The sequence below is a fragment of the Brockia lithotrophica genome (assembly GCF_003633725.1).
In the GTDB taxonomy this organism is placed as follows: Bacteria; Bacillota; Bacilli; order Thermicanales; family DSM-22653; genus Brockia; species Brockia lithotrophica.
The window spans coordinates 599,089-624,385 of sequence record NZ_RBIJ01000001.1 but is presented as its reverse complement, the minus strand read 5'-3'; the positions used below and the strand labels follow the sequence as shown (position 1 = coordinate 624,385).

The 25,297-nt window shown below is 64.7% G+C and carries 23 protein-coding genes and 1 riboswitch; of the genes, 13 read left to right on the top strand and 10 right to left on the bottom strand.

Going from position 1 to position 25,297, the window contains the following annotated elements; translation table 11 throughout:
• Nucleotides 1–2: 2 nt before the first annotated feature.
• Entirely contained in the window at nt 3–1,139 is a 1,137-nt protein-coding gene (locus C7438_RS02865; RefSeq protein ID WP_170143516.1) for a HesA/MoeB/ThiF family protein, read from the bottom strand.
• Nucleotides 1,140–1,236: 97 nt separating this feature from the next.
• Between C7438_RS02865 and moaA the strand changes: the two genes are divergently transcribed.
• On the top strand, nt 1,237–2,250 hold the full coding sequence (gene moaA, locus C7438_RS02860) for a GTP 3',8-cyclase MoaA (RefSeq protein WP_289626229.1): 1,014 nt from the start codon (nt 1,237–1,239) through the stop codon (nt 2,248–2,250).
• A 24-nt stretch (nt 2,251–2,274) separates the two neighbouring features.
• Here the strand turns inward: moaA and C7438_RS02855 are convergent, their stop codons facing one another.
• A complete protein-coding gene (locus tag C7438_RS02855) occupies nt 2,275–3,387 on the bottom strand; it encodes a YitT family protein (protein WP_121443803.1) in 1,113 nt (370 codons plus the stop codon).
• Between the two features lie 121 nt (nt 3,388–3,508).
• Here C7438_RS02855 and C7438_RS02850 point away from each other — a divergent pair, with 121 nt between their 5' ends.
• From C7438_RS02850 to C7438_RS02825, 6 genes are all read left to right on the top strand, one after another.
• Nucleotides 3,509–4,693 carry an MFS transporter gene (locus C7438_RS02850; protein ID WP_170143515.1) on the top strand — a complete coding sequence of 395 codons (1,185 nt, stop codon included), beginning with the start codon at nt 3,509–3,511 and terminating at the stop codon, nt 4,691–4,693.
• A gap of 32 nt (nt 4,694–4,725) precedes the next feature.
• The gene (locus tag C7438_RS02845) at nt 4,726–6,111 is read left to right on the top strand and encodes a polysaccharide deacetylase family protein (protein WP_170143514.1); all 1,386 of its coding nucleotides are present in this window, start codon (nt 4,726–4,728) and stop codon (nt 6,109–6,111) included.
• Nucleotides 6,108–7,454 carry an MGDG synthase family glycosyltransferase gene (locus C7438_RS02840; RefSeq protein WP_121443800.1) on the top strand — a complete coding sequence of 449 codons (1,347 nt, stop codon included), beginning with the start codon at nt 6,108–6,110 and terminating at the stop codon, nt 7,452–7,454. Before C7438_RS02845 ends, C7438_RS02840 begins: the two co-directional genes overlap by 4 nt.
• Before the next feature lie 135 nt (nt 7,455–7,589).
• The gene (locus C7438_RS02835; RefSeq protein WP_121443799.1) at nt 7,590–8,225 is read left to right on the top strand and encodes a YqeG family HAD IIIA-type phosphatase; all 636 of its coding nucleotides are present in this window, start codon (nt 7,590–7,592) and stop codon (nt 8,223–8,225) included.
• Complete coding sequence (gene yqeH / locus C7438_RS02830; RefSeq protein ID WP_121443798.1) at nt 8,222–9,367, top strand: ribosome biogenesis GTPase YqeH; 1,146 nt, start codon at nt 8,222–8,224, stop codon at nt 9,365–9,367. The genes C7438_RS02835 and yqeH overlap by 4 nt, the downstream gene beginning before the upstream one ends.
• A gap of 134 nt (nt 9,368–9,501) precedes the next feature.
• Complete coding sequence (locus tag C7438_RS02825) at nt 9,502–10,728, top strand: TraB/GumN family protein (protein WP_121443797.1); 1,227 nt, start codon at nt 9,502–9,504, stop codon at nt 10,726–10,728.
• A 104-nt stretch (nt 10,729–10,832) separates the two neighbouring features.
• Here C7438_RS02825 and modD read toward each other — a convergent pair whose 3' ends face one another.
• From modD to modA (C7438_RS02785), 8 genes are all read right to left on the bottom strand, one after another.
• A complete protein-coding gene (gene modD / locus C7438_RS02820) occupies nt 10,833–11,675 on the bottom strand; it encodes a ModD protein (RefSeq protein WP_170143513.1) in 843 nt (280 codons plus the stop codon).
• Nucleotides 11,676–11,794: 119 nt separating this feature from the next.
• Complete coding sequence (locus tag C7438_RS02815) at nt 11,795–13,063, bottom strand: molybdopterin molybdotransferase MoeA (RefSeq protein ID WP_121443795.1); 1,269 nt, start codon at nt 13,061–13,063, stop codon at nt 11,795–11,797.
• A gap of 22 nt (nt 13,064–13,085) precedes the next feature.
• The gene (locus C7438_RS02810; protein WP_170143512.1) at nt 13,086–14,297 is read right to left on the bottom strand and encodes an ABC transporter substrate-binding protein; all 1,212 of its coding nucleotides are present in this window, start codon (nt 14,295–14,297) and stop codon (nt 13,086–13,088) included.
• A 141-nt stretch (nt 14,298–14,438) separates the two neighbouring features.
• Nucleotides 14,439–15,263, bottom strand: a complete 825-nt coding sequence (locus C7438_RS02805; RefSeq protein WP_121443793.1) for a DUF364 domain-containing protein — start codon at nt 15,261–15,263, stop codon at nt 14,439–14,441.
• Nucleotides 15,264–15,275: 12 nt separating this feature from the next.
• Nucleotides 15,276–16,142, bottom strand: coding sequence for a molybdate ABC transporter substrate-binding protein (gene modA, locus C7438_RS02800; RefSeq protein WP_121443792.1), 867 nt, complete (start codon nt 16,140–16,142; stop codon nt 15,276–15,278).
• On the bottom strand, nt 16,046–16,804 hold the full coding sequence (locus C7438_RS02795) for an ATP-binding cassette domain-containing protein (protein WP_121443791.1): 759 nt from the start codon (nt 16,802–16,804) through the stop codon (nt 16,046–16,048). Before C7438_RS02795 ends, modA (C7438_RS02800) begins: the two co-directional genes overlap by 97 nt.
• A gap of 36 nt (nt 16,805–16,840) precedes the next feature.
• Nucleotides 16,841–17,527, bottom strand: coding sequence for a molybdate ABC transporter permease subunit (modB, locus tag C7438_RS02790; RefSeq protein ID WP_147401974.1), 687 nt, complete (start codon nt 17,525–17,527; stop codon nt 16,841–16,843).
• An 87-nt stretch (nt 17,528–17,614) separates the two neighbouring features.
• The gene (modA, locus tag C7438_RS02785; protein WP_170143511.1) at nt 17,615–18,478 is read right to left on the bottom strand and encodes a molybdate ABC transporter substrate-binding protein; all 864 of its coding nucleotides are present in this window, start codon (nt 18,476–18,478) and stop codon (nt 17,615–17,617) included.
• A 188-nt stretch (nt 18,479–18,666) separates the two neighbouring features.
• Nucleotides 18,667–18,805: riboswitch (molybdenum cofactor riboswitch) on the bottom strand.
• 180 nt (nt 18,806–18,985) lie between these two features.
• On the opposite strand from modA (C7438_RS02785), the gene aroE reads away from it, so the two are divergent.
• From aroE to leuS, 6 genes are all read left to right on the top strand, one after another.
• Complete coding sequence (gene aroE / locus C7438_RS02780; RefSeq protein WP_211322032.1) at nt 18,986–19,873, top strand: shikimate dehydrogenase; 888 nt, start codon at nt 18,986–18,988, stop codon at nt 19,871–19,873.
• A complete protein-coding gene (gene nadD, locus C7438_RS02775; RefSeq protein ID WP_211322031.1) occupies nt 19,867–20,544 on the top strand; it encodes a nicotinate-nucleotide adenylyltransferase in 678 nt (225 codons plus the stop codon). Before aroE ends, nadD begins: the two co-directional genes overlap by 7 nt.
• 42 nt (nt 20,545–20,586) lie before the next feature.
• Nucleotides 20,587–21,177, top strand: coding sequence for a bis(5'-nucleosyl)-tetraphosphatase (symmetrical) YqeK (yqeK, locus tag C7438_RS02770; RefSeq protein WP_121443786.1), 591 nt, complete (start codon nt 20,587–20,589; stop codon nt 21,175–21,177).
• The gene (gene rsfS / locus C7438_RS02765; RefSeq protein ID WP_121443785.1) at nt 21,174–21,686 is read left to right on the top strand and encodes a ribosome silencing factor; all 513 of its coding nucleotides are present in this window, start codon (nt 21,174–21,176) and stop codon (nt 21,684–21,686) included. Before yqeK ends, rsfS begins: the two co-directional genes overlap by 4 nt.
• A 65-nt stretch (nt 21,687–21,751) precedes the next feature.
• A complete protein-coding gene (locus tag C7438_RS02760) occupies nt 21,752–22,513 on the top strand; it encodes a 3-oxoacyl-ACP reductase (RefSeq protein WP_211322030.1) in 762 nt (253 codons plus the stop codon).
• 231 nt (nt 22,514–22,744) lie between these two features.
• Complete coding sequence (gene leuS, locus C7438_RS02755) at nt 22,745–25,216, top strand: leucine--tRNA ligase (protein WP_121443784.1); 2,472 nt, start codon at nt 22,745–22,747, stop codon at nt 25,214–25,216.
• The last annotated feature ends 81 nt before the right edge of the window (nt 25,217–25,297 follow it).

Below are 25,297 nucleotides of genomic sequence, written 5' to 3'. Positions count from 1 at the left end.
GGTTACGCCCCGAACGCCAGGTGTGTAAGGAAGAGGGCCTCATCGACGTCGTCCGTGCCCGAAACGACGCACCGCCCGTCGGGGAAAAGGAGCATTGTCCTGGGAGAAGCGGGCGACGCGGCGTTTCCGTGGAGCGGCGTACGCAATACCGCCCGCAGGACGGACGGCGTGCAAATCACCTCGCCATACGGCGCGAGGCGGTCGGCGGCCCTTTCGAGGTCCACGGGCTTGCCGCCGAGCGGATGCACGACGACCTGGGGATTCCCGGTCCCCGGACACGGACGGACGAGCACCTCCGGCGTCGACGCTTCGAGGGCGGGAAAGACGCGGCCTTTGCACGGGTCCTCCGCTTCCGAGTACGCTGACTTTGGCGGGGGAATTTCGAAAGACGTCGCGGCGAGGGTCCACGTGTCGATGTGGAAGAGCCTTCCCGCGACTTCCGCACCCCTACCACTCAAGAACCGAAAGGCCAAAGCCGCCTGCAGGGCGCCGACGACCGCGGGAGCCGGCCCGATCACCCCCGTGCGGTTGCAGCCTTCCGCATCTTTCGGGGGGCGGGGGAAGAGGCGGCGGTAGCACGTGCCGGTTTCCGGATCGAAAGCGACCACCGTTCCCGAGGATCGGTGGACGGCCCCGTGGATCCAGGGAATTCGAAACTTGCGGCTCGCGTCGTCCAGGAGGTAGCGCACCTCCGGACGGTCCGTGCCGTCGACGACGAGGTCGACGTCCGCGAGAAACGCCTCCGCGTTTTCCGGGAGGAGCTCGGCGACGCGGGCGTCTACGCGTACCTCGGGGTCGATTCGGGCGAGGTGCGCGCGCACCGCCTCCGCTTTGGGGCGGAAGCTGCGGGCGTCTGCAAGGTCGAAAAGGGTTTGGCGTGGGAGGTTGTGTTCCTCTACGACGTCGCCGTCGATCACGCGAATGAAGCCTACGCCTGCGCGGACGAGGAGGTCGAGGACGTGGGTTCCCAAAGCCCCGGCCCCAACTACGGCGACGCGCGCCCGGCTTAAGCGGCGCTGTCCTTCTACGCCCAGGGTGGGGAAGTCCCGCTGCCTGAGGTACCGCGGGGAGAGGGGGTCCGGTCCAAGTTCTCTGCCGTCGCGTTTCCGAAGGTCGTCCTGCGTGTCGAAATTTCCCAAAAGGGTCACACCCCGCCTTATGAAAGGGCTTGCAAGAAGAGACCTTGTATAGGATTATAAGAGGTGCAAAGGGGTGAGGGGTATGCCCGATCCGGCATTGGAGGTTCCCTTTCGCGATACGTTCGGTCGACCCATGCGCGACCTCCGCCTCTCGGTCACCGATAGGTGCAACTTTCGCTGTGTGTACTGCATGCCTAAGGAAAAGTTCGGCCCGCATTTTTCCTTTCTCCCGCCTGCCTCACTCCTCACGTTCGATGAAATCGAGCGCCTCGTGCGCATTTTTGTTTCTCTCGGGATCCGCAAGGTGAGGATCACCGGCGGAGAGCCCCTTCTCCGTCCGAGGATCGAAGAACTTGTGGCCCGCATTCGCCGCGTCGCTCCCGGGGTAGACCTCGCGATGACGACCAACGGCTTCCTCTTGGCCAAGAAGGCTCGGGCCTTGCGGGAGGCCGGGCTCGACCGCGTCACCGTGAGTCTGGACAGCCTGAATCCCCAGACGTTTCGCCGGCTCTCGGGGACGAACCTCCTCCCCGAGCTCATCGTGCGCGGCATCGACGCCGCCCGGGAGGCGGGCTTCGAGGTCAAGGTGAACATGGTGGTGATCCGGGGTGAGAACGACGCCGACATCCTCCCCATGGCCCGCTTCTTCCGCGAAAAGGGGGTAACCCTCCGCTTCATCGAGTTCATGGACGTCGGCACGGCCAACGATTGGAACCTCGAACGTGTCGTCCCCGCCCGGGAAATCCTCGAGCGCATCTCCCGGGAGATGCCCCTCGAACCCGTGCATCCCGAGTACTTCGGCGAAGTCGCGAAACGCTACCGCTACGTGGGTTCTGACGTGGAAATCGGTTTCGTGACGAGCGTCACGCAGGCCTTTTGCTCGTCGTGCACGCGGATTCGTCTCACCGCCGACGGAAAGCTCGTCACCTGCCTCTTTGCGGAAACCGGGGAGGACGTACGCACGCTTTTGCGCAACGGCGCATCGGACGAGGAGATCGTGGCCAAGATCCGGGAGGTTTGGGAACGGCGCGCCGACCACTACTCCGAGATCCGCCTCGCCAACACGAAGAAAAACCGCACAAAGGTCGAAATGTTTTACGTCGGCGGCTAGGCGGTTTTCGCGTTTGGGGCGTGGTCAGCTCGTTTCGGGGGGAGGAGAACCTCCCTCCTTTTTTTTCGCAAACCACTTCCGCGCGCCTCCGTTCGCGGATCGGACGAGGGTTTTCGCGGTGGTTTTTTCCCGTTCCGGAGTAGGGAGGAGGAGGTAGATGGGTTCTTCTTCTTCCAGGGGCTCCCGATGCTGGAAGCCGCCCACCACGTCCACGGACTGCACGGCGTCTACGAAAGCGTAAGGGTCGATGCGGAGGAGCTTTCGCTTCAGGTGGGGGAGTTCGTAGCGGGTCACGACCGTCATGAGGACGGAGCGCTTTTTCCCGCTGTACGCGCCCACGCCTTCGAGAATCGTCACGCCGCGGTTGAGTTCGAGAAGCGTGCGGCGCACGGCCTCCCCCTTTTGCGTCACGATAAACAGGGTGAGCTTGAGGTGCCGCGTGAAGACGCCGTCCACCACGCGGCTCGAGACGTACATCCCGAGCATTGTGTACAGGGCGCGTTCCGGAGAGAGGAGGACGCCGGCGAGGGCGACGACCGCGGCGTTGAAGGAGAAGAGGAGCGTCCCCATGGGGAAGTCGCGTCGCCGGGCGAGGTAAAAGGCGACGATGTCGATGCCGCCGGACGATCCAGCCATTCGGTAGATGATCCCCATACCCAGGCCAACGAGCGCACCGCCGAAGACGGAAGAGATCACGGGATCGTTGCTGAGCGGGTGTACGGGGATGAAGTTCATCGCCACGGAAAGCGTGGCGACGGAGAGGGCGCTTTCGCGGATGAAGCGCCGACCGAGGGTAAAGTACCCGAAGACGAAAAGCGGGACGTTGAGGAGGAAGAGGTATGTACCGGCGGAGATGGGGGTGAAGAGGGAGAGGATCATCGCCACCCCCGCGACACCCCCGCTCAGGATCTTGTGCGGGATGAGAAAGGCGTTGTAGGAAAACGCCATGAGGAGCGAGGCGAGGACGACGACTATCCCGGGGAGGACGTCGTGAAAGACGATCTTGTACAGATCCGAAGGTTCGGGTGCGGGGGGCCCTTCTTCGGTCCCCGCGTGAGGAGGAACCTCTTCCGCAGAGGGAATGCTGTGATTCGGGATTTCTTCCGTGTGTGGAGGGTAGGTCCGATCTGCCGCCAACCGGATCCTCCTTTTCGCTTCGGGGAAAACCCGGTATAATCGGAGGAGTACGGGAAAGGAACTAAGGGCCCGGAAAGGTCCGAGGCCTACGGCCACCGCGGAATATGAGGAGCGAATGCCCTTGCCGAAACGATATCCTTCGGGGTTTTTTCACCTTGCCTTTCTCCTCTTCGCCACGGAGTTCGTCCGCGGGCTTATTGTCTTTTCCTTTCTCGTCATCTATGGAGAAAACGTGCTCGGGATGTCCCTCACGTGGGTAGGGCTTGCCGTAACCGCCCACTCCCTTGCGGACCTCGCCTCTAAGTCCTCGGCGGGTTTCTTCCTCGATCGTTTCCCGGCGCGTGTCGTCCTCGGGGTGCTCATGGGCATATCTTTCTTGGGACTTGCCTTGCTCCCCTTTGCCCGCGACGCTTGGCTCTTTCTCCTCTCGGCAACCCTCTTCGGTTTTGGGATATCCCCCGTATGGTTGCTCGCCATGGGATCCGTAGAGGAAGAACGCCGAAGCGCGCAGATGGGAACCTTGTACGCCTTTTGGCTTTTGGGCACGGGAGGCGGGGTAATTCTGAGCAACTTCCTCATCGGGCGGGGATCTGTGACCCCTCTCTACGTCGCCCTGGGAGTGTGGGGGATTTCGCTTCTCAGTGTAGCCTTCCTCCGGGACTTTCGCCATCCGGCGTACCATCCCCCTCTCCTGCGAGAACAGTTCCGCGTCCTCGTCCACCAGTTCGGCCGTATTCGCGCCTTGCTTCCGGGAATGCTCTTTCAGACGGTGGCCGCGGGCATGCTCATCCCTGTAATCCCCAACTTTCTCGCCGTATACCAAAATCTCCCGTACGACGCTTACTCGTACCTCCTCCTCCTCGGCGGAGGCTTGGCCTTGGGAGGGCTCATCCCCATGGGGATGGCTGCCGACCGCCTGGGGCGCCGGGGATTTCTTCTCCTCGGATTCCTCCTCATGGGCGGCGCCCTCCTCTTCATGGCGCCGCCGCAGCCCCTCGGAAGGCTCCTCTTTTGGGCGGCGGTTCTCGGGATCGGCTACGCCGCGCTGTTGCCGGCTTGGAATGCGCTCCTCGCGCAATACGTTCCTCACAACCACAAGGGTGTAGGGTGGGGGCTCTTTTCCACCTTGGAGGGACTCGGGCTCATGCTCGGTTCCGGACTCGGGGGTTTCCTCGCCGATCGCCTCACCACGCCCAACGTGCTTCTCATCAGTGGTATGATGCTTTTGAGCCTTGTCTTTTTCTACGCATTTGCCCCGCTTCATCCCCCTGCCTTTTGGGATGGCTCTTCGGATCGCGTACGCTGAGCGAGGAGGCGGGGCGATCGGGGGGAGCGGACTTGTCGTGGATCCCGGCCTTGGGGAAGGGGATTGCGTACCTCGTCCTCCTTTATACGCTGTACGTCCTTCTCTCGCTCGTCTGGTTTCGCCTCCTTCGGCTTGGTGGGCTTCACCGCCTCCGGGTCCCGGGAACTGTCTTTCTCACGTTCGACGATGGACCGGATCCTGAATATACCCCTCGGCTGTTGGAAGTTCTCGCGCGCCACGGGGCGCGGGCGACTTTTTTCGTCGTGGGCGAACGCGCGGCGCGCTACCCGGAAGTCCTGCGGCAGATCGCCGAGGCAGGTCACGAAATCGGGATTCACAACTTCCGGCACACGATGAACTTCCTCTCCCTGCCGTGGAGGACGGTGCGCGGTGTGGAAGAGGCGGCACGCATAGTAGAAGAGATCACCGGCAGGCGCCCTGCGCTCTACCGCCCTCCCTGGGGCGCCCTCGGTTTCGTAGACTACCTCCTTCTCCGGAAGAGGTTTACGGTCGTCTTTTGGTCGCTCACGATGTACGATTGGCAGGCCGCGCGCACCGTCCTTTGGCTCAAATGGCGTTTCCTCTCGCGCGTATCTCCCGGCGAAATCGTCCTCCTGCACGACTCCGGTCGGACGTTCGGCGCCGATCCCGAAGCTCCGGGTCGTTCCCTAGCCGCCCTCGACGCTGCGCTGACCCTCCTCCGGGAGGCCGGCGTTTCCTTTCGCTTTTCCTCCCTGGGTGAAGGCCTCGCGGCGGCGGCGCGCGGGGAGAGGATCCCCGATCCGCCGCGGCGTTTGCGCCACCGCCTCTACTTCGCCTTCGAACGGCTCCACCACGCGGTGTTGCGCTACACGCCGCTCCTCGGCACGGACGGACTTTTGTACCTCGAGCGGAGGCCGTACTCCGGTCCGCCGCTCGTCGTTCGCGGGCAAACCTTGCTCTCTCCCGGAGATCCGGGGCTCAACCTGCACTTCAACAACGAGCTCCTCTTTTCCGCCCTCCGCAACGAAACTTCCACCTTGCGGTACATGATCCAGCTCAAGCGCCTCGCCGACCAGTCGCTCACGCTCCTCGCGCACTACATCGCGGAGTACGCCCCGGACGTGCGGGGGGTATACGGGCTTTCCGCCTTGCACCGGGGGATCCGCGCCTTCGGCTTTCACGTCCTTCCGCCGCAGGGGACGCTCTGGGAGCGCATTTCCGGGGCCTACATGCTCTGGCTTCTCGGCCTTTTGCACCCCGAGGGCATGCGGCGTCTGCGTGAGGGGGGAGACGTAAGCCCCCGTTGGGTCGTCCTCTCGCGGGAGGAGCTCGAAGCCCGATACGGCGTCCGCGCCGCCGTGCGGTCGGAGCGGTCGTCCCTCGGGCCGACGGGTGCGAAAAAGGCCGCTACGGAAAGGGGAGGGGAAGGAGGATGAAGGGAGGGGACATCGTCCGCGAGCGGTCGCCGCTCATCCGGCGCGTCTGGGTCGTCTATGCGGTGTATGGCGACGGACATCGGAGCGCCGCCGAAGCCGTGGCGGAAGCCGTGCGCACGCTCCACCCCGAAACGGACGTCGTGGTAGAGGATTTCATGGAGCGGGTACACCCACGCTTTCACCGCCTCCTCCAACGGATCTTTTACTTCGCGCTCCGGCGCGCCCCTTCCGCGTACCGGACCGTCTACAACGTGGGCGCCCCGCAAAAGCTCCTCTTTCGCGACGTCCTCGCCCTCGTCCGCCTTGCGGGTCGGGCGCCCCTTTTGGCCCGCCTGCGCGAACTTTCCCCGGATCTCGTGATCTCCACGCACTTCCTTGCCACCCAGGAACTCGCGGAGCTTCGGGCGCGGGGTGAGCTCCTTGCCCCCCTCGTCACCGTGGTCACGGACTACGCCGTGCACCCGTTTTGGGTACACCCGGCAAACGACCTCTACTTCGTCGGCTCCCGCGAGGGGAAAGAAGTTCTTGGGGCTTTCGGCTTTCCGGACACGCGCGCGTTTGCCGTAGGCCTTCCCCTGCGCGCCCAGTTTTGGAACGCGGATGCCGAAGGGCGTCTTCGCTTCCCCCTCTTCCAGGAAAGCGCCGAGCGGCCGCTGCGCCTTCTCTTTATGGGCGGGGGGTTGGGGATGCTCGACTCCCTCCCCGAGCTCCTCCTTGCCCTCGACCGCCTTCCCTTTGCCAAGGAGTACGTCGTCGTTGCCGGACGGAACGCCCCACTCTACCGCGCGCTTTCGGAATACCGCGGACGGTTGCAAGGCTCCCTCGTGGTGTACGGCTTCGTAGAGGAGGTACGCCGCCTCATGGAGGAGGCTGACCTCCTCGTCACCAAGGCCGGCGGCCTTTCGGTCGCCGAAGCGTGGGCCTTGGGTCTGCCCATCTTCCTCTACCGCCCGCTGCCGGGACACGAAGAGGAAAACGCGAAGCTCCTCGAGGCGGCCGGCGTGGCGCGCCTCGTCCGCTCGCCCGAGGAACTCCTGCGCCGGGTCACGGAGTTTGCCGCCCGTCCGTACCGCGGCGTCCCCAATCCGCTCCGCTTGCGGGCGGCCCTTGAGACGGTTCGGATCGTCTGGCCGTATGCTGAGGAACACGTCCTCTACGGATCGGGAGAAGCTCCGCTTCTCGATTGGGAGCCCGACGACCTCTGGGAGGAAGGCTTTTCCACAGGCGAGAGGTCAGCGGACCTCTTTCCGTTTTTGGGGGATAGAGGGGAGGGGGGCGGGAGCGATCCGTCGTGCGGCGAATCACCGTCCCCACGGGTGCCCCTTCCTCCCGGGTCCTGCTGAGGCTTTGTCTTCTGCGGAAGGGGAACCGACCCTCGTCCGTTTGGGGCCATCGTTGGCCCGGCACGCGGGCGCCTCGTTAGGCCCTTCAAGAAAGTTTGGTCCGGAGCGTGAAACGACGCAAAGGGGGGAACCCGCATCGACCGACGGGAAGAAGGGCAGGCTTTTCTGCAGCACGGCAGGGGACAGCACTCCGGACTTCCTTCAAGACGCGAGGTCTTCCCGTCCGCCCGACGCGAACGCGCTCTTCTCAAGAAGCTCCTCGGGTACTTCGTTCCCGAGCGTCTGGCCGATTCCCTCGCCGACGTAGATCTCGAGGAGCTCGCGCGTGAGGGCGTGCGTGGGGTGCTCGTCGATTTGGACAACACCCTCCTTCCGTGGAACTCGTCGGAAATTCCCCCCGCCCACCGCGCCTGGCTCGAGGCGGCCCGCGCGCGGGGGATTTCCGTATGCGTGATTTCCAACAACCACACGACGCGGGTAGAAAGCGCCCTTCGGGAACTCGGCATTCCCTACGTTTCTTCGGCGCGAAAGCCCTTGCGCGTCGGGTTCGTACGCGCCCTGCGCCAGCTCGGCCTTCCGCCCGAAGCGTGTATCGTCGTCGGCGATCAGCTCCTCACGGACGTCTGGGGTGCGCACCGCATGGGGATGCGCGCCGTTCTCGTCCGCCCCGTCGTGTCGACGGATGGGCCGCACACGCGCGTAAACCGCTTTTTCGAACGCCGACTTCGCCGCCTGCTCGAGCGGCTCGGCCTGTGGCCCGAGGAGGGATGAGCGACGTGTCCGCCGAAGTCCGTCTCTGCCCCGGCTGTGGGGCACCGCTTCAGTCGACCGACCCCCACGCCCGCGGGTACCTGCCACCGGAAAAGTGGGACGACCCTCGGGCTTTGTGCATGCGCTGCTTTCGCATGCTCCACTACGGGGATCCAACGGCCGTCCGCTTGAGTTCCGAGGACTTCGCGGAAGCCATGGCTTCCTTGGCCAAGCAGAAGGTCGTCCTCCTCCTCGTCGTCGACCTTTTGGACGTAGAAGCGGGCCTCGGGATTTCCCTTCCCCGCGGTCCGCACCACCCCGTCCTCCTCGTAGGGAACAAAGAAGACCTCCTTCCCCGCTCGGTGCGGCGGGAGCGCGTCGTGCGGTGGCTCGAGCGTCGGGCGCGGGAGTTCGGCCTCGAGCCCGCGGAAGTCCTCCTTCTGTCGGCCAAGCGTCGGAGAAACCTCGAGGCTCTCGTCGCCGCCATGGAGCGCTTTGCGGGGAAGTTTCGAACTTTTGCCGCCGTGGGCGTGGCAAACGCCGGAAAGTCCACCCTCCTCAACGCCCTGCGGGAGGTGCTCGCGCCTAGTGCTCCTGAGGTGGATGCTCCGCCCATCCCCCTTACGGTTTCTCCGTTTCCCGGGACGACGCTGAGCGTCGTCCGCCTCGACCTCCCCGGAGACCTCGTCCTCTACGATACGCCGGGTGCGCTCCCCGCGAGTACGATCGCCCCTCGCCTGTTGCCGGAAGAGCTCAAAATCCTCGTCCCGCAAGAGGAGATCCGTCCGCGTGTGTACCAACTTCGCGATCCGGGGCAGACGATCTTCCTCGGCGGCCTCGTGCGCGTGGACTTCGTCTCGGGCCCGCCGCAACCCCTCGTCGTGTACGCATCTTCGCGCATCCGCGTACATCGGACGAAGCTCGCCCGTGCCGACGAGCTCTACGCACGCCACGTCGGCGAACTCCTCTTCCCTCCCGCTCGCGACCGTGCGGAACGCTTCGCCTTGCGCGAGCAGATCCCCCTTCACCTCTCCGCCTCGCCGGGGAAGCGCGACATCGCCGTAGGGAGCGTCGGTTGGGTCGTGCAGCACGGACAACCGGGGGAATTCGTCGTCCACGTGCCGGAAGGCGTCCGCGTGTACGTCCGCGAAGCGATGGTGTGACGAAGGCGGGAACGGAAAAAGACGCAAACGCCGAGGATCTCGCTTTTTTAGGAAAACTTTATCCCCACCATTTCTTCGGTGATGTATAATCCGCTGTGAGGACCGTGCGGAAACTGGGCAAAGGAGGCGGGGGGATGGTCTTCGGGGGAAGGGGGGCACGCCGTCTGTTTGCGGCGGGTTTGGCCCTCCTCGTGCTTTTGGCCGCCCTCGGCTGTGCGAATCCGTTTGCTCCCTCTCAGGACGGGAAGGCCACTTCGCAGGCGCTTTTGGACGAATTGCGTTCTCAGGAGCAGGACGCGGCTTCTTCCGCCGGGGCAAAACCACGCCCGGATACCGGTTCTGGCAAAAAGGAAACCCGCTCGTCCGCACCCCAAGACTCCGCCCAAGAGTTCCCCGACCTCTTGAAGGAGCTCGTCGGTGGAGGAGAGTCCGACACCGACGTGTTTTCCCAACTCTTGGGCGGTCTCCTTGGCGGGGGGACGAAGCAGGAGGCGGTTCGCCCCTTTGCCGAAGGAAGCGCGCAGGGGAACCGCGGCCTCCTCTTCGAGGCGAAGAAGGACGGGCGGACCGTCTACCTCATGGGTACGATTCACGTCGCCAAGCGCGAGATGTATCCCTTTTCGCCCGAAGTGAAGAAGGCGTTCCAAGAGGCGGGCGCCCTCGCCGTAGAGGCAGACGTCACCTCTCTCGGCGAACAGCTCGCAACGGTAAAGTACACGCTGGACGGGATGTATTCGGACGGGCGCACGTACCGCGACGCATTGCCTAAGGATGTCGTACAAAAAATCGACGAGTTCAAGTCCCGCAATCGGGGGAGCGCCATGCTCATCCAAGATTCTTTTAAACCCTGGTACCTTTACATGATGATCACCCAAGTGCGGCTTTCCTCTTCACTACTCAAGGATTTCAGTCCCGCCTACGGGGTCGATATGGTTCTCATCCAAGAAGCCAAGAAGCTCGGGAAGCCCGTTCGTTCTCTCGAAGGCGCTTCAATGCAGATGGAGCTTCTTTCGACTCTGCCCGACGACGTCTACGCGGAGCTCCTTCGTAAGGAGCTCTCGCAAGATGATGCGGCGTACCGTCAAGAGATGGAATCCTTACATGAATTTTTGCGCACAGGAGACACCGCTGCGTTGGAGCGGGCGGCTGTAGCCGACTACCGAGGGAAGAGCCAAGCGTTGGAAACGTACTACCAGAAGGTCATCGTGGAACGCAACCAGAATATGGCCCAGCGCATCGAGGAAGAACTCCAGCGCGACGGACGCCCCCTCTTCGTCGCCGTGGGTGCCGCGCACGTCGTAGGGCCGGACGGCCTTGCGGAGATCTTTCGAAAGAAGGGCTACACGGTTCGGCAACTATAAACCGCCCAACCGTCCTTTGGGGAGGGTCGGGCGGCACCTTTGCGTTCGAGCGGGTCGGGCTTCGTTCGGGCGTGAGACGAATCCGGTGAACTTTCGGATCGAACTCACGCCCGTTCCATTTCTACGGAAAAGTCGAGAGGTGGCCGGGTGAACATCCACGAGGTCACGAGCCCGTCTACGCCAGTAGAGGCGTAAGCCGCGGCGGTTTCCGGCGTGATTCCCCCCGCCGCGAGGAAGACCGCGCAAGGGTAGGACTCCTTGAGGCGAGGGAGGTCGTGGCGCAGGGCTTCGGGTTCGACCTTTTCGAACTGCACGCCGTCCGCACCCGCCTCGAGATAGCGGATCGCTTCTTCGACGTCGGAGACCTCTACGAGGATGCGCTTGTCGCGGCCGATGGCGCGGAGCTTTCGTACGAGGGCTTCCGGCTGTGGGTCATCCGCGAAGGGGAGGTGCTGCGGAAAGACGAGGACGCTCTCCGAAAGCCCCAGGCGGTGGGGCCATCCTCCCCCCGCGCGGACGGCAAGGGCGGCGAGCTTGCGCGTTCCGGGGAGCGCCTTGCGCGTGGCGAGGACGGGGACGTCGGGCGCCCCTTTGCGGGCGGCGAGGACGAGCTTCCGCGTACCTGTCGCCACGCCAGAGGAAAAACCGAGAACGCCTAAGCCTACACGCCACAGGCGGTGGAGTTCGTACGCATCTCCCTCGACTTCGAGGACGGTTTTCCCTGGGAGGATTTCCCTTCCCGCTGGGAGGACGAACCGGGGGTCGAGTCCCAAGATTCGGGCGAGGGAGGCGACGACCTCCGCGCCGGCGAGGACGCCTTCTTCGCGGGCGCGGTAGCGCATCCGCCCGGGTTTACCCCGAATCTCCAGAAGCTCGCTCGTGAGGTCGGCGTAGGGGACGTCTTCGCGCAGGAGTTCTTCGAGTTCCTGCGTCGTGAGCGTGTACACGGAAATCCCCCCTCGAACGGCGTCATCCGGATCTTACCACGTCCGCTCGTTTCGGTGGAAATCTGCGGGATTCAGGGGGGCTTCTCGGTCTCTCGATTCGAGGAAGGGGGTTTCCCGAACTACCGACACGCGGTCCGCACCACGTGCACGAGATCCCCTTCGCCTACGGTGCGGTCGTGGGGGATTTCCACGAGCACGTCGGAGTCCAAAAAGCTCGAGATGTAAGGAGAAAGCTGGATGCGCGCGGCGTCGACCACGGGTGTTGTGCCCTCCCACCGGAGTTTTCCCCGGTAGTATTGGGTGAGCGGGTAGGGGATCGGCCCTCCGGTCTCGCGGATGCCGGGCGCACCGCGGAGGACGGCGAGGTGCCTTTCGGGGAGGGGGGTTGTCTCGCCAGAAAGGCGGCACAGGGCGGGGAGGAGGAAGAGGTGGGCGGCGACGTATGCGGCCGCCGGATTGCCGTGAAGGGCGAGCCAAAGCTTCGCCCCGTCGGGGGCTACGGCGGCGGTCGTCGACTTTCCTGGCCGCATGGCCACCCAGCGGAAGACGACCTCCAGATCGGCAGCCTCCGCGGCAAAGGGGACGATGTCCGTATCGCCGACGCTCACGCCACCGGAGGTGACGAGGACGTCGACGTCTTGCAAAAGTTCCCGCGCGCGCCGGACGATGTCCTGCATGCGGTCGGGAACGCGCCCTGCGTAGCGCACGGGAAACCCCCGCTCCGCGAGAAGCCCGACGAGAAACGGACCGTTTGCGTCGTAGATCTCCGCCGGGCTTAGGTCTTCCGGCGGGTTTCGTAGTTCCTCGCCGGTAGAGAGGACGGCGACGGACGGCTTGCGGTAGACGCGGATATGGGAAAATCCCAAGGCAGAAAGGGCGGCGAGCTCCGCCGCGCCAATGCGCGTTCCCGCTCGGAGGACATTCGTTCCGGCGGGGAAGTCGCTTCCTTTGCGCTGCACCTTGAATTCCCTCGGGACCGCTTCGGATAAGACGATCGTTTCCCCCTTGCGCCCTACAGAACCGAGGGGGAAGTCCACGATTTCAAAGGGGACGACGGCGTCCGCCCCGGGCGGGACGGGCGCCCCCGTCATCACGCGCGCTGCCTCACCGCGCCGGAGGGGTCGGGTGGGGAAACTCCCCGCGGGGAGCTCCTCTACCACGCGGAGCTCCCCGGGGACGTCCTCAGATCGAAGCGCGAAGCCGTCCTGGAGCGAACGGTCGAAAGGGGGGACGTCGCGCGGAGCGCGGATATCTTCGGCGAGCACGTGTCCCAGGGCGGAGGCGAGGGGTATCTCTTGAGTTTCCCGGACGCGGAGGCGCGCGAAAAGCGCCTCCTGGGCGTCGGCTACGGGTATAAAGGGGCCTTTGCGCAGGCGTTCTTGAAGCACGGCATTCGCCTCCTTCGGAGCCTTACGGTTCGCAGGGGTTTACCGTGCGCAGGCCGCCGTACGTCCGGATGAGTTCCTCATAGGCGGTCTCACCCTTGTCGCCGAAGAACATCCGGAAAAGCTCGCGGCCCTTTTTGTCGAGGTCGACGTCGCCAAAGGCTTCGGGGTAGAGGATCTTGCCCACCCAGTAGGCGTCGAGGAGGGCGATCTCGCCGTTGATCCCGTAGTTGCGAATGGGGAGCAGGGTATAGGTACGGCCCTCTTGGATGGCCTTGAGTTGGCGGTAAAACTCGGGACGCCTTTGGCAGTCTTGGCGGATGAGGTCGAGGTTGATGCTGTCGATGAAGATCACGTCTGGGTTCCACTCGAGGAGCTTTTCCTTGTCGATGAGGAAGCTCCCCTTTTTCCCGCCTTCGCGCGCTACGTTGTTCGCCCCGAGGATGTCGAACGGGAAGTACGATGCGGCCGTGCTCTCAATTCCCGCGCCGCCCCTGAAGGCAAGTCCGCCCAGGTACACCCGCGGTCCGGGCTTGTTTTCGGCCCGGGCCGCGCGCTCTCGAAGGTCCTTTTCCACGGCGTCGATGTCCTGAAGGAGCTTCTGGGCTCGGTCTTCTCGGCCGAGGACCTTGGCCACGAGCTCCAGCGAGGCGCGAAACTCGGGGCCGAATTCCGTAGATACGGGACCGGGAAATCCTTGCGAGAGCTTGGGCGTGAAGTTGATGGAGACGATAGGGAAGCTCACCTTTTCCGCGAGGGCGTCGAGCTCCTTGGGATCGAGCGTCGTAAAGACGACGTCCGGGTTCACTTTGGCGAGGGCCTCGGGGTCCGGGGCCTTTTGCGGACCGCCGGGGGAAATCGTGGGCAAGGCCTTGAATTCCTTCTCGTAAATCTGCGTGTACGTGCGGCCGAGGGAGAGGGAAGCTTCCCGTTGTTCGATCGCCTCTACCCCGGCGAGGCGGTCTACGCCGTCCAAATAGATCACGAAGCGGAGCGCGCCGGGGGCGAGGGCGGCCACGCGCTTTACGGGTAGGGAGATCGTCACCTCGCGATCGTAGGCGTCGCGTATGGTGAGGGTCTTCGGCGTTTCCGCTGCCTTTGCGGGTGCCCCCGACGAAGCGTCGGGCGCGCCTGCGGTACCTTGGCTTTTTCCGCCGCAGGCAGAAAGGATGAGGAGGAGCGCCAAGAAGAGGAGGAAGGGGACGCTCCGACGACGCACGCTTTGTAAACTGCGCATGAAATACCACCTCATTCGTCATCATTCGTCATATGATTAATTTTCAGACTAATATTGGACGTGAGGTGGCTACGGCGCAAAGGCCTCTTTCCTTTGGGCCGTGTACCGTAGCCAGAATTACCTACGTCGTGTGTGCGGCGGTTACAGACCTCCGCCGTGGCGCGGGACGTTGACGCGGAAGGCGCCTTCTTGGAAGAGCCTACGGTGGCCGCCTTCTTGGGCGATGCGCCATACGCGTTCGGGGTCGAGGACGACGAGCCCCGCGAGGACGTCCACGCCCCACGTGTAGAGGAGCGGGTGCATGGGCGTGCTCGGCCCGACGAGGACGAGGAACTTCTCGCGGGCGAGCTCGAGCATCCGGGGGAAGGTCTTGTTCACCAAGGTCGAGGCGGTGAGAAAGACGGCGTCCTGCTCGGCCATGAGGTACTCCGCCGCCGGATCGGGGGTATCCCCCGGGAGGGGTGCGCGTTCGAAGATCGTGAGTTCCACGTCTTCCCTCAGCTCTTCGATACCCGGGAAGTGCCCGACGACGGCTACCCTTTTCCCGCGAAGCTTTTCGCGCAAGGCGTCGAAAGCGCTCTTTGGGTCGTAGGATTCCAGAGGGTATCCGAGGAGGGACTCGACGCGTTCTCGCGTGTTTACCCCGGCGCCGATGGCCGCCACGCCAATGGCCGCCTCGACGAAGTTCCAGGACAGAACAAGCCGCGCCACCTCGCGCAAGGGCTTACCGGCGAAGTCCCCCGCCTGCGGTACGGAAACTTCTCCCTCGCGGTACGTCATGGACATGCCCACGCGGTCGCCGCTGCGCACGAGCGTCCAGTGAAGGCCGACGAGCACCTCGTCGACGACGAGGTCGTCCGGGACGAGCTCGAGGAGGGCGTGGTAGTATTCCCAGCGCCAACCCAAGGGCGGCCAGGAACTCGGGTCCTTCTTTACGAGGGGCGGGGAAGAAGGGCTTTGCTCCAAAGCGTACTCCCCCTACATGCGCCCGGCACCGGGCGAGAATCCGTACTTGGCAAAGACCTTTTGCGCCTCCGGGGAGAGGAGGAAGTCGAGGAACTTCGCCGCTTCGGCTTTGTGCTGTGAGTTGGCGAGGACGACGCCGAGGTAGTGGATGGGGTCGTGCCAGGAGGAGTCGGCCGTGTCCACCACCGTGACCTTGTCGGAAATTTTAGCGTCCGTGGCGTAGACGACGCCGTAGTTCGCTTCGCCGCTCTCCACGTAGGCGAGGACCTGGCGCACGGTCTGGGCGTAGACGATGCGGTCCTTCACGGCGTCCCAGACGCCCGCGGCCTTAAGGGCTTGTTCGGCGTAGCGTCCGGCAGGAACGCTCTTGGGTTCGCCCAAGGCGAGCTTTCCGCCCGCACCCAAGGCTTCCGGGAGGTTGCGGAAGGTGGCGGGTTTCCCCCCGTCTTTGGGGGCGATGAGGACGAGCCGGTTTGTCGCGACGGAGTCGACGCGCCCTTGGTCCACGTAGTTTTTGTCCTTGAGCTCGTCGATCTCCTTTTTCCCTACGCTCAAAAAGACGTCGACGCTCGCCCCGCTCAGGATTTGCTCCTTGAGGTTCCCCGAGGCGCCGAAGTTGTAGTCGATCTTCACGTTCGGGTGATCCTTTTCGTATACCCCTTTAAGTTCAGTGAGGGCGTCCTTGAGGGAGATAGCCGCGGAGACGGTGAGCGTCGTCGGGGCTTTCGCCTCTTGGGACGGCGGGGCCTCCTGCGCCGCCTTTCCGCCGCAGCCACCGAGGCTCAGGGCGAGGAGAGTGAAAAGGGCGACGGCGAGGACGAGGGCGCTTCGGGGGCGGAAGATGCGGGGCGTGCGTCCGCGGAGGCGTGCGGTTTCCATAGGGAATCCCTCCTGGGTTTCCAACGAGGATTTTGGGATGCGCGCCCGCGCTCGAGGAAGAGGACGTCTTCGGCGAGGCGGTCGCGCTCTTCGGGGTCGTGGGTGACGAGGAGGACGGGAATGGGCCTCATGGCCACGAGTTCGAGGAGGGTGGCGTAGAGGTCCTCCTTGAGCGTTTGGTCCAGGTTGGCAAAGGGTTCGTCGAGGAGGAGGACGTCGGGTTGGGTGGCGAGGGCGCGGACGAGGGCGACGCGCTGACGCTCACCTCCGGAAAGGGTGTGCGGCTTTCGCCCGAGGAGAGGTGGGAGGCGCGTGACTTCGAGGAGGGGACGGATTTCTGGGTCGTCGGGCCGGATGCGCCGGCGGATCCCGTACGCGATGTTTTGCCACACGGTCATGTGCGGGAAGAGGAACCCGGCTTGAAGCACGTAGCCGACGCGCCGCATTTCGGGCGGCAGAGGCTTCGTACCCTCCCCCACGAACACTCGCTCGCCGAGGCGGATCGTCCCACGGTCGGGGAGGAGGAGCCCGGCAATCAGGTTAAGAAGTGTGGACTTCCCCGATCCGGAGGGCCCGAAGACGGCCGTGATCCCCGGGGGAAACGCGTGGCGTACGACGAGGGAAAACTCCGCGAGCCGCTTTTCCACGTCCACGTAGAGCACGGTTTCACCTCCGCGGGAGGGTCGTTCGGCTCGTGGTCACCCCGTGGAGAGGAAGGGCGTCCCTTGCCGCCGCGTGAGCCACTGAATGCCGAGGAGGGTGGCGATGCTAAAGGTGAAGAGGAGGCCGGTCATCACCGCGGCGACGTCGTTTTCCCCGTTGGCCACAGCAAAGTAGATCCCCAGGGGGAGGGTGACCGTGCGTCCGGGGATGTAGCCGGCGAGCATGAGGGTCGTGCCGAAATCTCCCAAAGCGCGGGCGAAGGCGAGGGCGACGCCCGCGAGGAGCTGCGGCCACGCCAAGGGCAGTGTGATCGTGAAGAAGACGTACAGGGGGCCGCGGCCCAGAGTGCGGGCTACCGCTTCGTAGCGTGGGTCGACGCTCCGAAAGGCAGCCAACGCTCCTTGGTAGAGGAGGGGGAAGGCGACGACGGAGGCGGCCAAGAGGGCTCCCGTCCACTGGAAGACGAGTTCCACGCCGAAGGCGTGGTACAAGGGTGCGCCCACGGGTCCCTTTTTCGAGACGAGGAGGAGGAGGAGGTAGCCGAGGACGGTCGGGGGGAGCACCATGGGGAGGAGGAAAAGCGTGTGTAAGAGGGAGGCGCCGGGAAACGTCCGGCGGGCGAGGATGCGGGCGAGGGGAACGGCAAGGAGGACGTCGATGCCCGTAGCGAGGAGGGAGACCTTCATGGAAAGGAGGAGGGGTTCGAGGATTTCCGGGCGCACCGCCGGTACCTCCTTCCGCCCGTAGTTCGTGTACCGCACGGAGAGTGCTAAGGTCTTAGGTACCTCTTTGGTAGGATCGGCATCTCGTCAGCGGAGTTTGCCCTTCCCCGGAGAAAACCCGTACGCCTCGAACGTCTTTTGCGCCTCCGGCGTGAGGAGGAAGGCGAGGAAGTCCTTTGCCTCCGAAGGATGCGGGGCGTCCTTGAGAACGCCGGCGTAGAAGTGGATCGCGTCGTGCCACTCCGGCTTCGCCCGGTCGACGATCTCCACCTTGTCGGACACCTTGGCGTCGGAGGCGTAGACGATTCCGTAGTTCGCCTCGCCGCTCTCCACGTAGGCGAGGACTTGGCGCACGGTCTGGGCGTAGACGATGCGGTCCTTCACGGCGTCCCAGACGCCCGCGGCCTTGAGGGCCTGTTCGGCGTAGCGTCCGACCGGAACGCTTTTGGGCTCGCCCAAGGCGAGCTTTCCCTTGTCCCCGAGGGCTTGGGGAAGATCCTTAAACGTTGCGGGTTTTCCGCCCTTTGCGCCGACGAGGACGATCTCATTGGTCGCTACGCTCACCACCGTGCCGAGGTCGGTGGGGAGGAGTTTCCCCGCGTCCGCGAGGGCGTCGATCTCCTTTTTCCCCGGCGCGACGAAGACGTCCGCCGTTCCCCCCGCCTCGATTTGCTGGTAGAGCTGTCCCGCCGCTCCGAAGTTGTACTCCACGTGTACGTTGGGGTGTTTGGCCGTATATTCCGCCCCGAGCTTCTCCAGCGCGTCTTTGAGTCCCGCCCCTGCAAATACGGTGAGCGTGGTCTTGGCAGGAGGTGTCGCCGCTTGCGTTCCTTCTCCCGGTCCGGCCGCGCCCTTCGCCGCGCATCCGGCGAGGAAGGCGAAGAGCGAGAGGGCGAGAATCGCCGCATACGCCCGTGTCCGGGGTTTTCTCGCTTGCGGTCTTTGGGTCACTCCGGCGTACCCCCTTTTCGGCATGTGGCGTGCGGCGCACCTCCGGATCCGGCGTTTTGGAAAGAAATTTCCGACCCGGGCACGGGCCTTCAACCCCACGGGGTTTCGAGGCGAAAACGAAAAACCCTGCCGGAACCGGCAGGGTATCGGGATCCCGAGCGCACTTCCCGTCTGCGCACACAGAGACCACCGGAACCCGCCGCCTCCTTCTACACCGAGGGGAAGGCATACCCGTTTCCGGATATACCCCGTGGGCCGAAGCCCAGGCCGGCTGCCATAGGAGGAAGTTCCTCCCGTAGGACCACCGGCTCGGAGGGGCGTACGTCCGCCGCTTGAATTGTGGGTTTCGCCACAAGTATGGCATAATGGGTAGGTAGCGGCAAGGGGTTCGCGGATGTTTTCAAACTTTCGCCACAGTTGTGTCGCCTTTTTTCGCCTCCGATGTGAGAAACCCGCGTGTTCCGCATCGGGGGTCCGATGCGATCCCCGGAGGGCAGGAAGGCTGAGATGGTCGAAATAGGTGCGGAAACTCGTCTCTACGCTCTCTTCGGCACGCCGGTGGCGCACAGCCTCTCCCCAGCGATGCAGACGGCGGCCCTCAGGGCCCTGGGCGTGGATGCCGTGTACCTCGCCTTTGACGTGGCGCGGGAACGCCTGCCCGATGCGGTACGGGCGATGCGCGCGCTCCGCATCGCCGGGGCCAACGTCACCCTACCGCACAAAGAGGCGGTCTTCGCCCTACTCGACGCCCACACCCCCCAGGCCGTAGCGATCGGTGCCGTGAACACCCTCTATTGGGACGGAGATCGGCTCGTAGGCGACAACACGGACGCCGAAGGGTTCGTCCGTTCGCTCGAAGAGGCGGTAGGGGACTTCCCTTATGTCGAGCGGCAGGCGGTCCTTCTCGGGGCGGGGGGAGCAGCACAGGCGGTGGCGTTCGGCCTTTTGTGGCGGGGCATGCGCCGCTTTCTCCTCACGAGCCGCGGGGAAGAACGTGCCCACCGCCTTGCGGAACGCTTGCGGCGTGCGGGGGCGGAGGCTCACGTTTTCCCCTGGGAGCGGCGAGACGACGTCGTCCGCGCCGCGGAACCGGGAACGCTCGTCGTCCACGGGACGCCCGTAGGCATGCACCCCGACGTGGACGCCCTTCCGCTCTCCCCGTCGGCGCTGCACTCGGATCTCGTCGTCGCCGACCTCGTGTACAACCCGCTGTGTACTCGCCTTCTTCGCGAGGCGGCCGCGCGCGGTGCCCGGGTGGTACCGGGGGCGGGGATGTTCGTCCACCAAGGTGCGGCTGCCCTAGAGCGCTGGACGGGGCGCCCCGCCCCCGTGTCGGTGATGCGCGACGTGGTGTACCGCGCCTTGGGTGCCGAAGGATGGGCGGAAGGATGCTGAAGGACCCGGATGTTCGGAAAGAAGGGTACCGCGTGGGCCTCCTCGGGGGGACCTTCGATCCGCCGCATACGGCCCACCTCGTCGTTGCCGAGTGGGCGCGGGACGCGCTCGCGCTCGACGAGGTGTGGTTCGTTCCCGCCCACGTTCCTCCGTGGAAACGCGCCCGCGTCGTCGCCTCGCCGGCCGAGCGTCTTGCCATGCTCCGCCTTGCGGTTTCCGGCAGGCCCTACCTCGCCGTTCAGACCGTCGAATATGAGCGGCCGGGCCCATCTTACACGGCGGATACGCTGACGACTCTTCGGCGCCGCTATCCCGGGGTGACCTTCGTCTTTCTTTTGGGGAGCGATGCGTTGGCGGGGCTGCCCCGTTGGCACGGCTTTCCCGGAATCCTCGACCTGGCGAACTTTGCCGTCTTCGTTCGTCCGCCCCACACGCCCGACGACGTTTCGCGCACGATCGAGGAAGTCGCTGCAGCCGCCGGGGTTTCCCCGTCCCGGTTCGTCGCCGTAGACGTTCCGCCCTTGGGAATTTCTTCGAGCCTCGTCCGAAGGAGGCTGTGCGAGGGGCGCTCGGTTCGCTCCCTCGTTCCCGACGCCGTCCTCACCTACATCTTGGAGCGGGCGCTGTATCTCCCTCCGGCGTGCGGTGCCGTAGCTTCGGGGGATGGGTAGGTCCCGCGACATGCGGCGAATTTTCGAAGGAGGTGGGGGCCCGTGGTCGATCTCGACCGGATCCGAAACGAGGTATTCTCCGAACTTTCTCCTCGCCGCAGGCGTCACGTGGAAGGGGTTGTGGCGACTTCGCTCCGCTTTGCGGAACGCCTGGGGGTAGACCGCTCAAAGGCGGAGCTTGCGGCCCTCCTCCACGACATGTGCAAGGAGTGGCCGCCGGAACGGCAGGCGGAAGTCCTCCGCCGCCACCGCGACACCCTTTGGCTCGACTACGACGCCAACCTCTGGCACGCCCCCTGCGCGAGCTACATCGCCCGCGAGCGCTTCGGCGTAGAAGATCCCCTCGTTCTGGAAGCGGTATACTACCACACGACGGGACGTGCGGCCATGTCGCCCCTCGACCTCGTCCTGTGGGTGGCCGACTACGTAGAACCGTCTCGCGACTTCCCGGGCGTGGAGGCCGCCCGTGCCCTGGCCGAAGTGGATCTCTACGCGGCCTTCTGCCACGGCGTGCGCGAGACGATCCTCGAACTCGCGTGGGAGGAAGAAAAGATCTTCCCCCTCGCCCTCGACGCGTACAACGCGTGCGTGCGCCGGAGACGGCGTCAGACAGAATCCGCCGAAGATGAATGAGAATTGAGGAGGTGGTCGGGGCGGTGGACTTGTACGACGAAGAACGACATGACCTCGTCCGTTCCGAGAATTCGGATGGCGAAACCTTCGGGTCGGGGATTCGGAACTCGGTCCGAGGCGCGGCGGAAGGGGACGCACGCGCGGTGGCGGTGAGCTTGGGGAACGCTGCCCTCGCGAAGAAAGGAGAGGACGTACTCCTCCTCGACGTTCGTGGGCTCACGCTCATCGCCGACTACTTTCTCCTCGTTACGGGGAAAAACCGCGTGCACGTCCGCGCCCTGAGCGACGCCGTGGAAGAAGAGGCCCGCAAGGTGGGCAGGCGCGCGCGGCGGACGGAAGGACTTGACGAGGGGCGTTGGGTCCTCCTCGACTACGGCGACGTGATCGTCCATCTCTTCACGGAGGAAGAGCGTGCGTACTACCAGCTCGAACGGCTGTGGGGCGATGCCCCCCGCGAGCTCTTGGGAGGCGGGGAGGCAGATCCCCAAGAGCGGTCGGTTCATCCGTAGCGGCAAACCCGGGTTTGGGAAGGGGACGTTTCCGCGAACCGATCCCCCAAGGAGGAGGAGCGACCTTGCGCGCCCTTTCTGAGCAACTCGTACTCGTCACCGGTTCGTCCCGCGGGCTCGGGGCGGCGATCGCCGAGGCATTCGTCCGCGAAGGGGCCCGCGTGGTGGTGAACTACGTACGCAACCGCGAAGCGGCGGAGGCGCTTGTAAGGCGTCTGGGAGATCGCGCCGTAGCCGTGCAGGCGGACGTGATCAAGACCAAGGACGTAGAAGATCTCGTGCGCGCGGCGCGCGAGCGCTTCGGGATGCCCGTCACCACCCTCGTGATCAACGCCGTGGACTACGTGTTTGACCCCGAGAAGCGTCCCACGGTGGAGACGCTGGAGTGGCCCGGCCTCGTGCGCCAGTTCAGCCTCGCCGTCCTTCAGACGTACCTCCTCGTGCGCGCCGTCCTCCCCGACATGCGGCAGGCGGGCTTCGGCCGGATCGTCGCCGTCGGTACGAACCTCGTGCACGATCCGGTCGTGCCCTACCACGACTACATCGCGGCCAAGGGAGCGCTTCTCGCCTTCGTGCGAAGCCTCGCAAAGGATCTCGGCCCCTACGGGATTACGGCAAACGTGGTTTCCCCCGGGCTCATCCGCGTCACGGATGCGAGCCGGCACACCCCCGAGGAGGTATTCCGCCAGGTGGCCGAAGCGAGCGCCCTCCGACGCGTCGTCACACCTGAAGAGGTCGCCGATGCTGTGCTCTTCTTCGCCTCGCCGTGGGCGCGGGCGATTACTGGGCAGGAACTCGTCGTCGACGGCGGGCTCGTCATGCACTGAGGCGGTTTGGCTTCGGAGACGAGGGTGCGCGGAAGTCCTTGGCCCCGGATTCGAGGCGTGCTACAATAGGTGCCAATCCCTTACGGATGGACGCGCTTCGTACCGCGCAACCGCCCCACCGGGGCGGAACGCGGCGTGTTTCCTACCGACTTGCAGGATCGTCCTGACCGTGCGCCGGATGCGGCGTGCGGCCGCACATGGTAGGCATCGTGTAGGAGGGACCGGCAGGCGATGTACCCGCACCGTGCCATCGAGAAGCGCTGGCAAGAGTACTGGGAAACCCACGAGACGTTCGTCCTCAAAGAACCCGTAGACACCTCGAAGCCGAAATTTTACGTCTTGGACATGTTTCCCTATCCGTCGGGTTCCGGGCTGCACGTGGGCCACGTAGAAGGGTACACGGCGACGGACATCATCGCGCGCATGAAGCGCATGCAGGGGTACAACGTCCTTCACCCCATGGGGTGGGATGCCTTCGGCCTCCCGGCGGAGCAATACGCCTTGGACACAGGCAATCACCCCGGTCCCTTCACGGAAAAGAACATCGCGAACTTCCGCCGCCAGCTCAAGGCGCTTGGCTTTTCCTACGATTGGACGCGGGAGTTTGCGACCACGGATCCGAAGTACTACAAGTGGACGCAGTGGATCTTTCTCAAGCTTTTCGAGCACGGGCTCGCGTACATGGCGGAAGTGCCGGTGAACTGGTGTCCGGCGCTCGGTACGGTCCTTGCGGACGAGGAGGTCATCGACGGAAAGAGCGAACGCGGCGGGCATCCCGTCTACCGGATCCCCATGCGCCAATGGCTCCTCAAGATCACCGCCTACGCCGACCGCCTCTACGCCGACCTCGACCTCCTCGACTGGCCGGAGCACATCCGCGAGATGCAGCGGAACTGGATCGGCCCTTCGGAAGGGGCGGAAATCGAGTTTCCCCTCGCGAGCGGCGACGGGGTGATCACGGTCTTTACGACGCGGCCCGACACGCTCTTCGGCGCGACGTACCTCGTCTTGGCGCCGGAACATCCGCTCGTGGACCGGCTCACGACGCCCGAGAGGCGTGCGGAGGTCGAGGCGTACCGCGAGGCGACCGCGCGGAAGTCGGACCTCGAGCGTACGGACCTCGCCAAGGAAAAGACCGGGGTGTTTACCGGCGGGTACGCCCTGCATCCCGTCACCGGAGAACCCCTTCCCGTATGGATCGCCGACTACGTCCTCGGCCACTACGGGACGGGGGCGATCATGGCCGTACCGGCTCACGACGAACGCGACTACGAGTTTGCACGCAAATTCGGCCTGCCCATCGTCGAGGTCGTCAAGGGCGGCGACATCACGCGCGAGGCGTACACGGGAGATGGCGAGCACGTGAACTCCCAGTTCCTCGACGGCCTCAATGTCGCCGAGGCGAAGGAGCGGATGATCGCTTGGCTCGAAGAGCACGGCCGCGGCCGGCGAAAGAAGATGTACCGCCTTCGGGACTGGGTGTTCAGTCGGCAGCGCTTCTGGGGAGAGCCGATCCCCGTGATCCACACGGAAGACGGTCAGGTGAAGCCCGTCCCCTACGACCAACTCCCTGTCACCCTTCCCGACACGGACCAGATCCGCCCCACGGGTACGGGAGAGTCGCCCCTGGCCAACATCAAGGAATGGGTGGAGACCGTCGATCCGGAAACGGGGCGCCCGGCGCGGCGCGAGACGAACACGATGCCCCAGTGGGCGGGCAGCTCGTGGTACTTCTTGCGCTTCGTCGACCCGCACAACGACGAAGCGTTGGCGGACTACGAAAAGCTCAAGTACTGGCTCCCCGTAGACCTGTACGTGGGCGGCGCCGAACACGCCGTCCTCCACCTCCTCTACGCCCGCTTCTGGCACAAGTTCTTGTATGACATCGGGGTCGTCCCCACGCCCGAACCGTTCCAAAAGCTCTTCAACCAGGGCATCATCCTCGGGGAAGACCACCAAAAGATGTCCAAGTCGCGGGGGAACGTCGTAAATCCGGACGAGATCTTGGAAAGCCACGGCGCGGACGCCCTGCGCCTCTACGAGATGTTCATGGGTCCCCTGGAGGCGACGAAGGCTTGGTCGACGTCGGGGCTCGACGGCGCGCGCCGTTTCCTCGAGCGCGTGTGGCGCTACTTCGTGGGTGAGGAGGAAGTCGACCTCGAGCGGCGGACGCTTTCCTCCCGCATCGTCGAAGACGACGCCTACTTTACGCCGGGTTGGGAAGACGACCCCGCGAAGCGGGAGACGGCGCGGATGTACCACCGGACGGTTCAAAAGGTGAGCGAAGACTACGAAAACCTGCGCTTCAACACGGCCATCGCCCAGCTCATGACCTTCATGAACCACGCCTACGACGTAGGGATACTCCCCCGTAGCTATGCGGAGGGCTTCGTGAAGCTCCTCTACCCGATCACGCCACACCTCGGCGAGGAGCTCTGGTGGCGGCTCGGGCACGACGAGACGATCGCGTACGAGCCGTGGCCCACGTACGAGGAACGGTGGCTCGAGGTCGATGAGGTGGAACTGGTCATCCAGGTGAACGGGAAACTCCGCGGCCGTCGACGCGTTCCCAAAGGGCTTTCGGAGGAAGAGCTGCGCGAGATCGCCCTCGCGCACGAGGACGTGCGCCGGCACATCGAGGGGCGGCAGATCCGCAAGGTCGTGGTCGTCCCCGATCGCCTCGTAAACCTCGTCGTAGAGTAGGGCCCCAAAGGGGCGCCGCGTGGCACGACGTTTGGAAGTTCCGCAGAAAACGGACGGAAGGACCCGAGCGCAGAGCAAGGC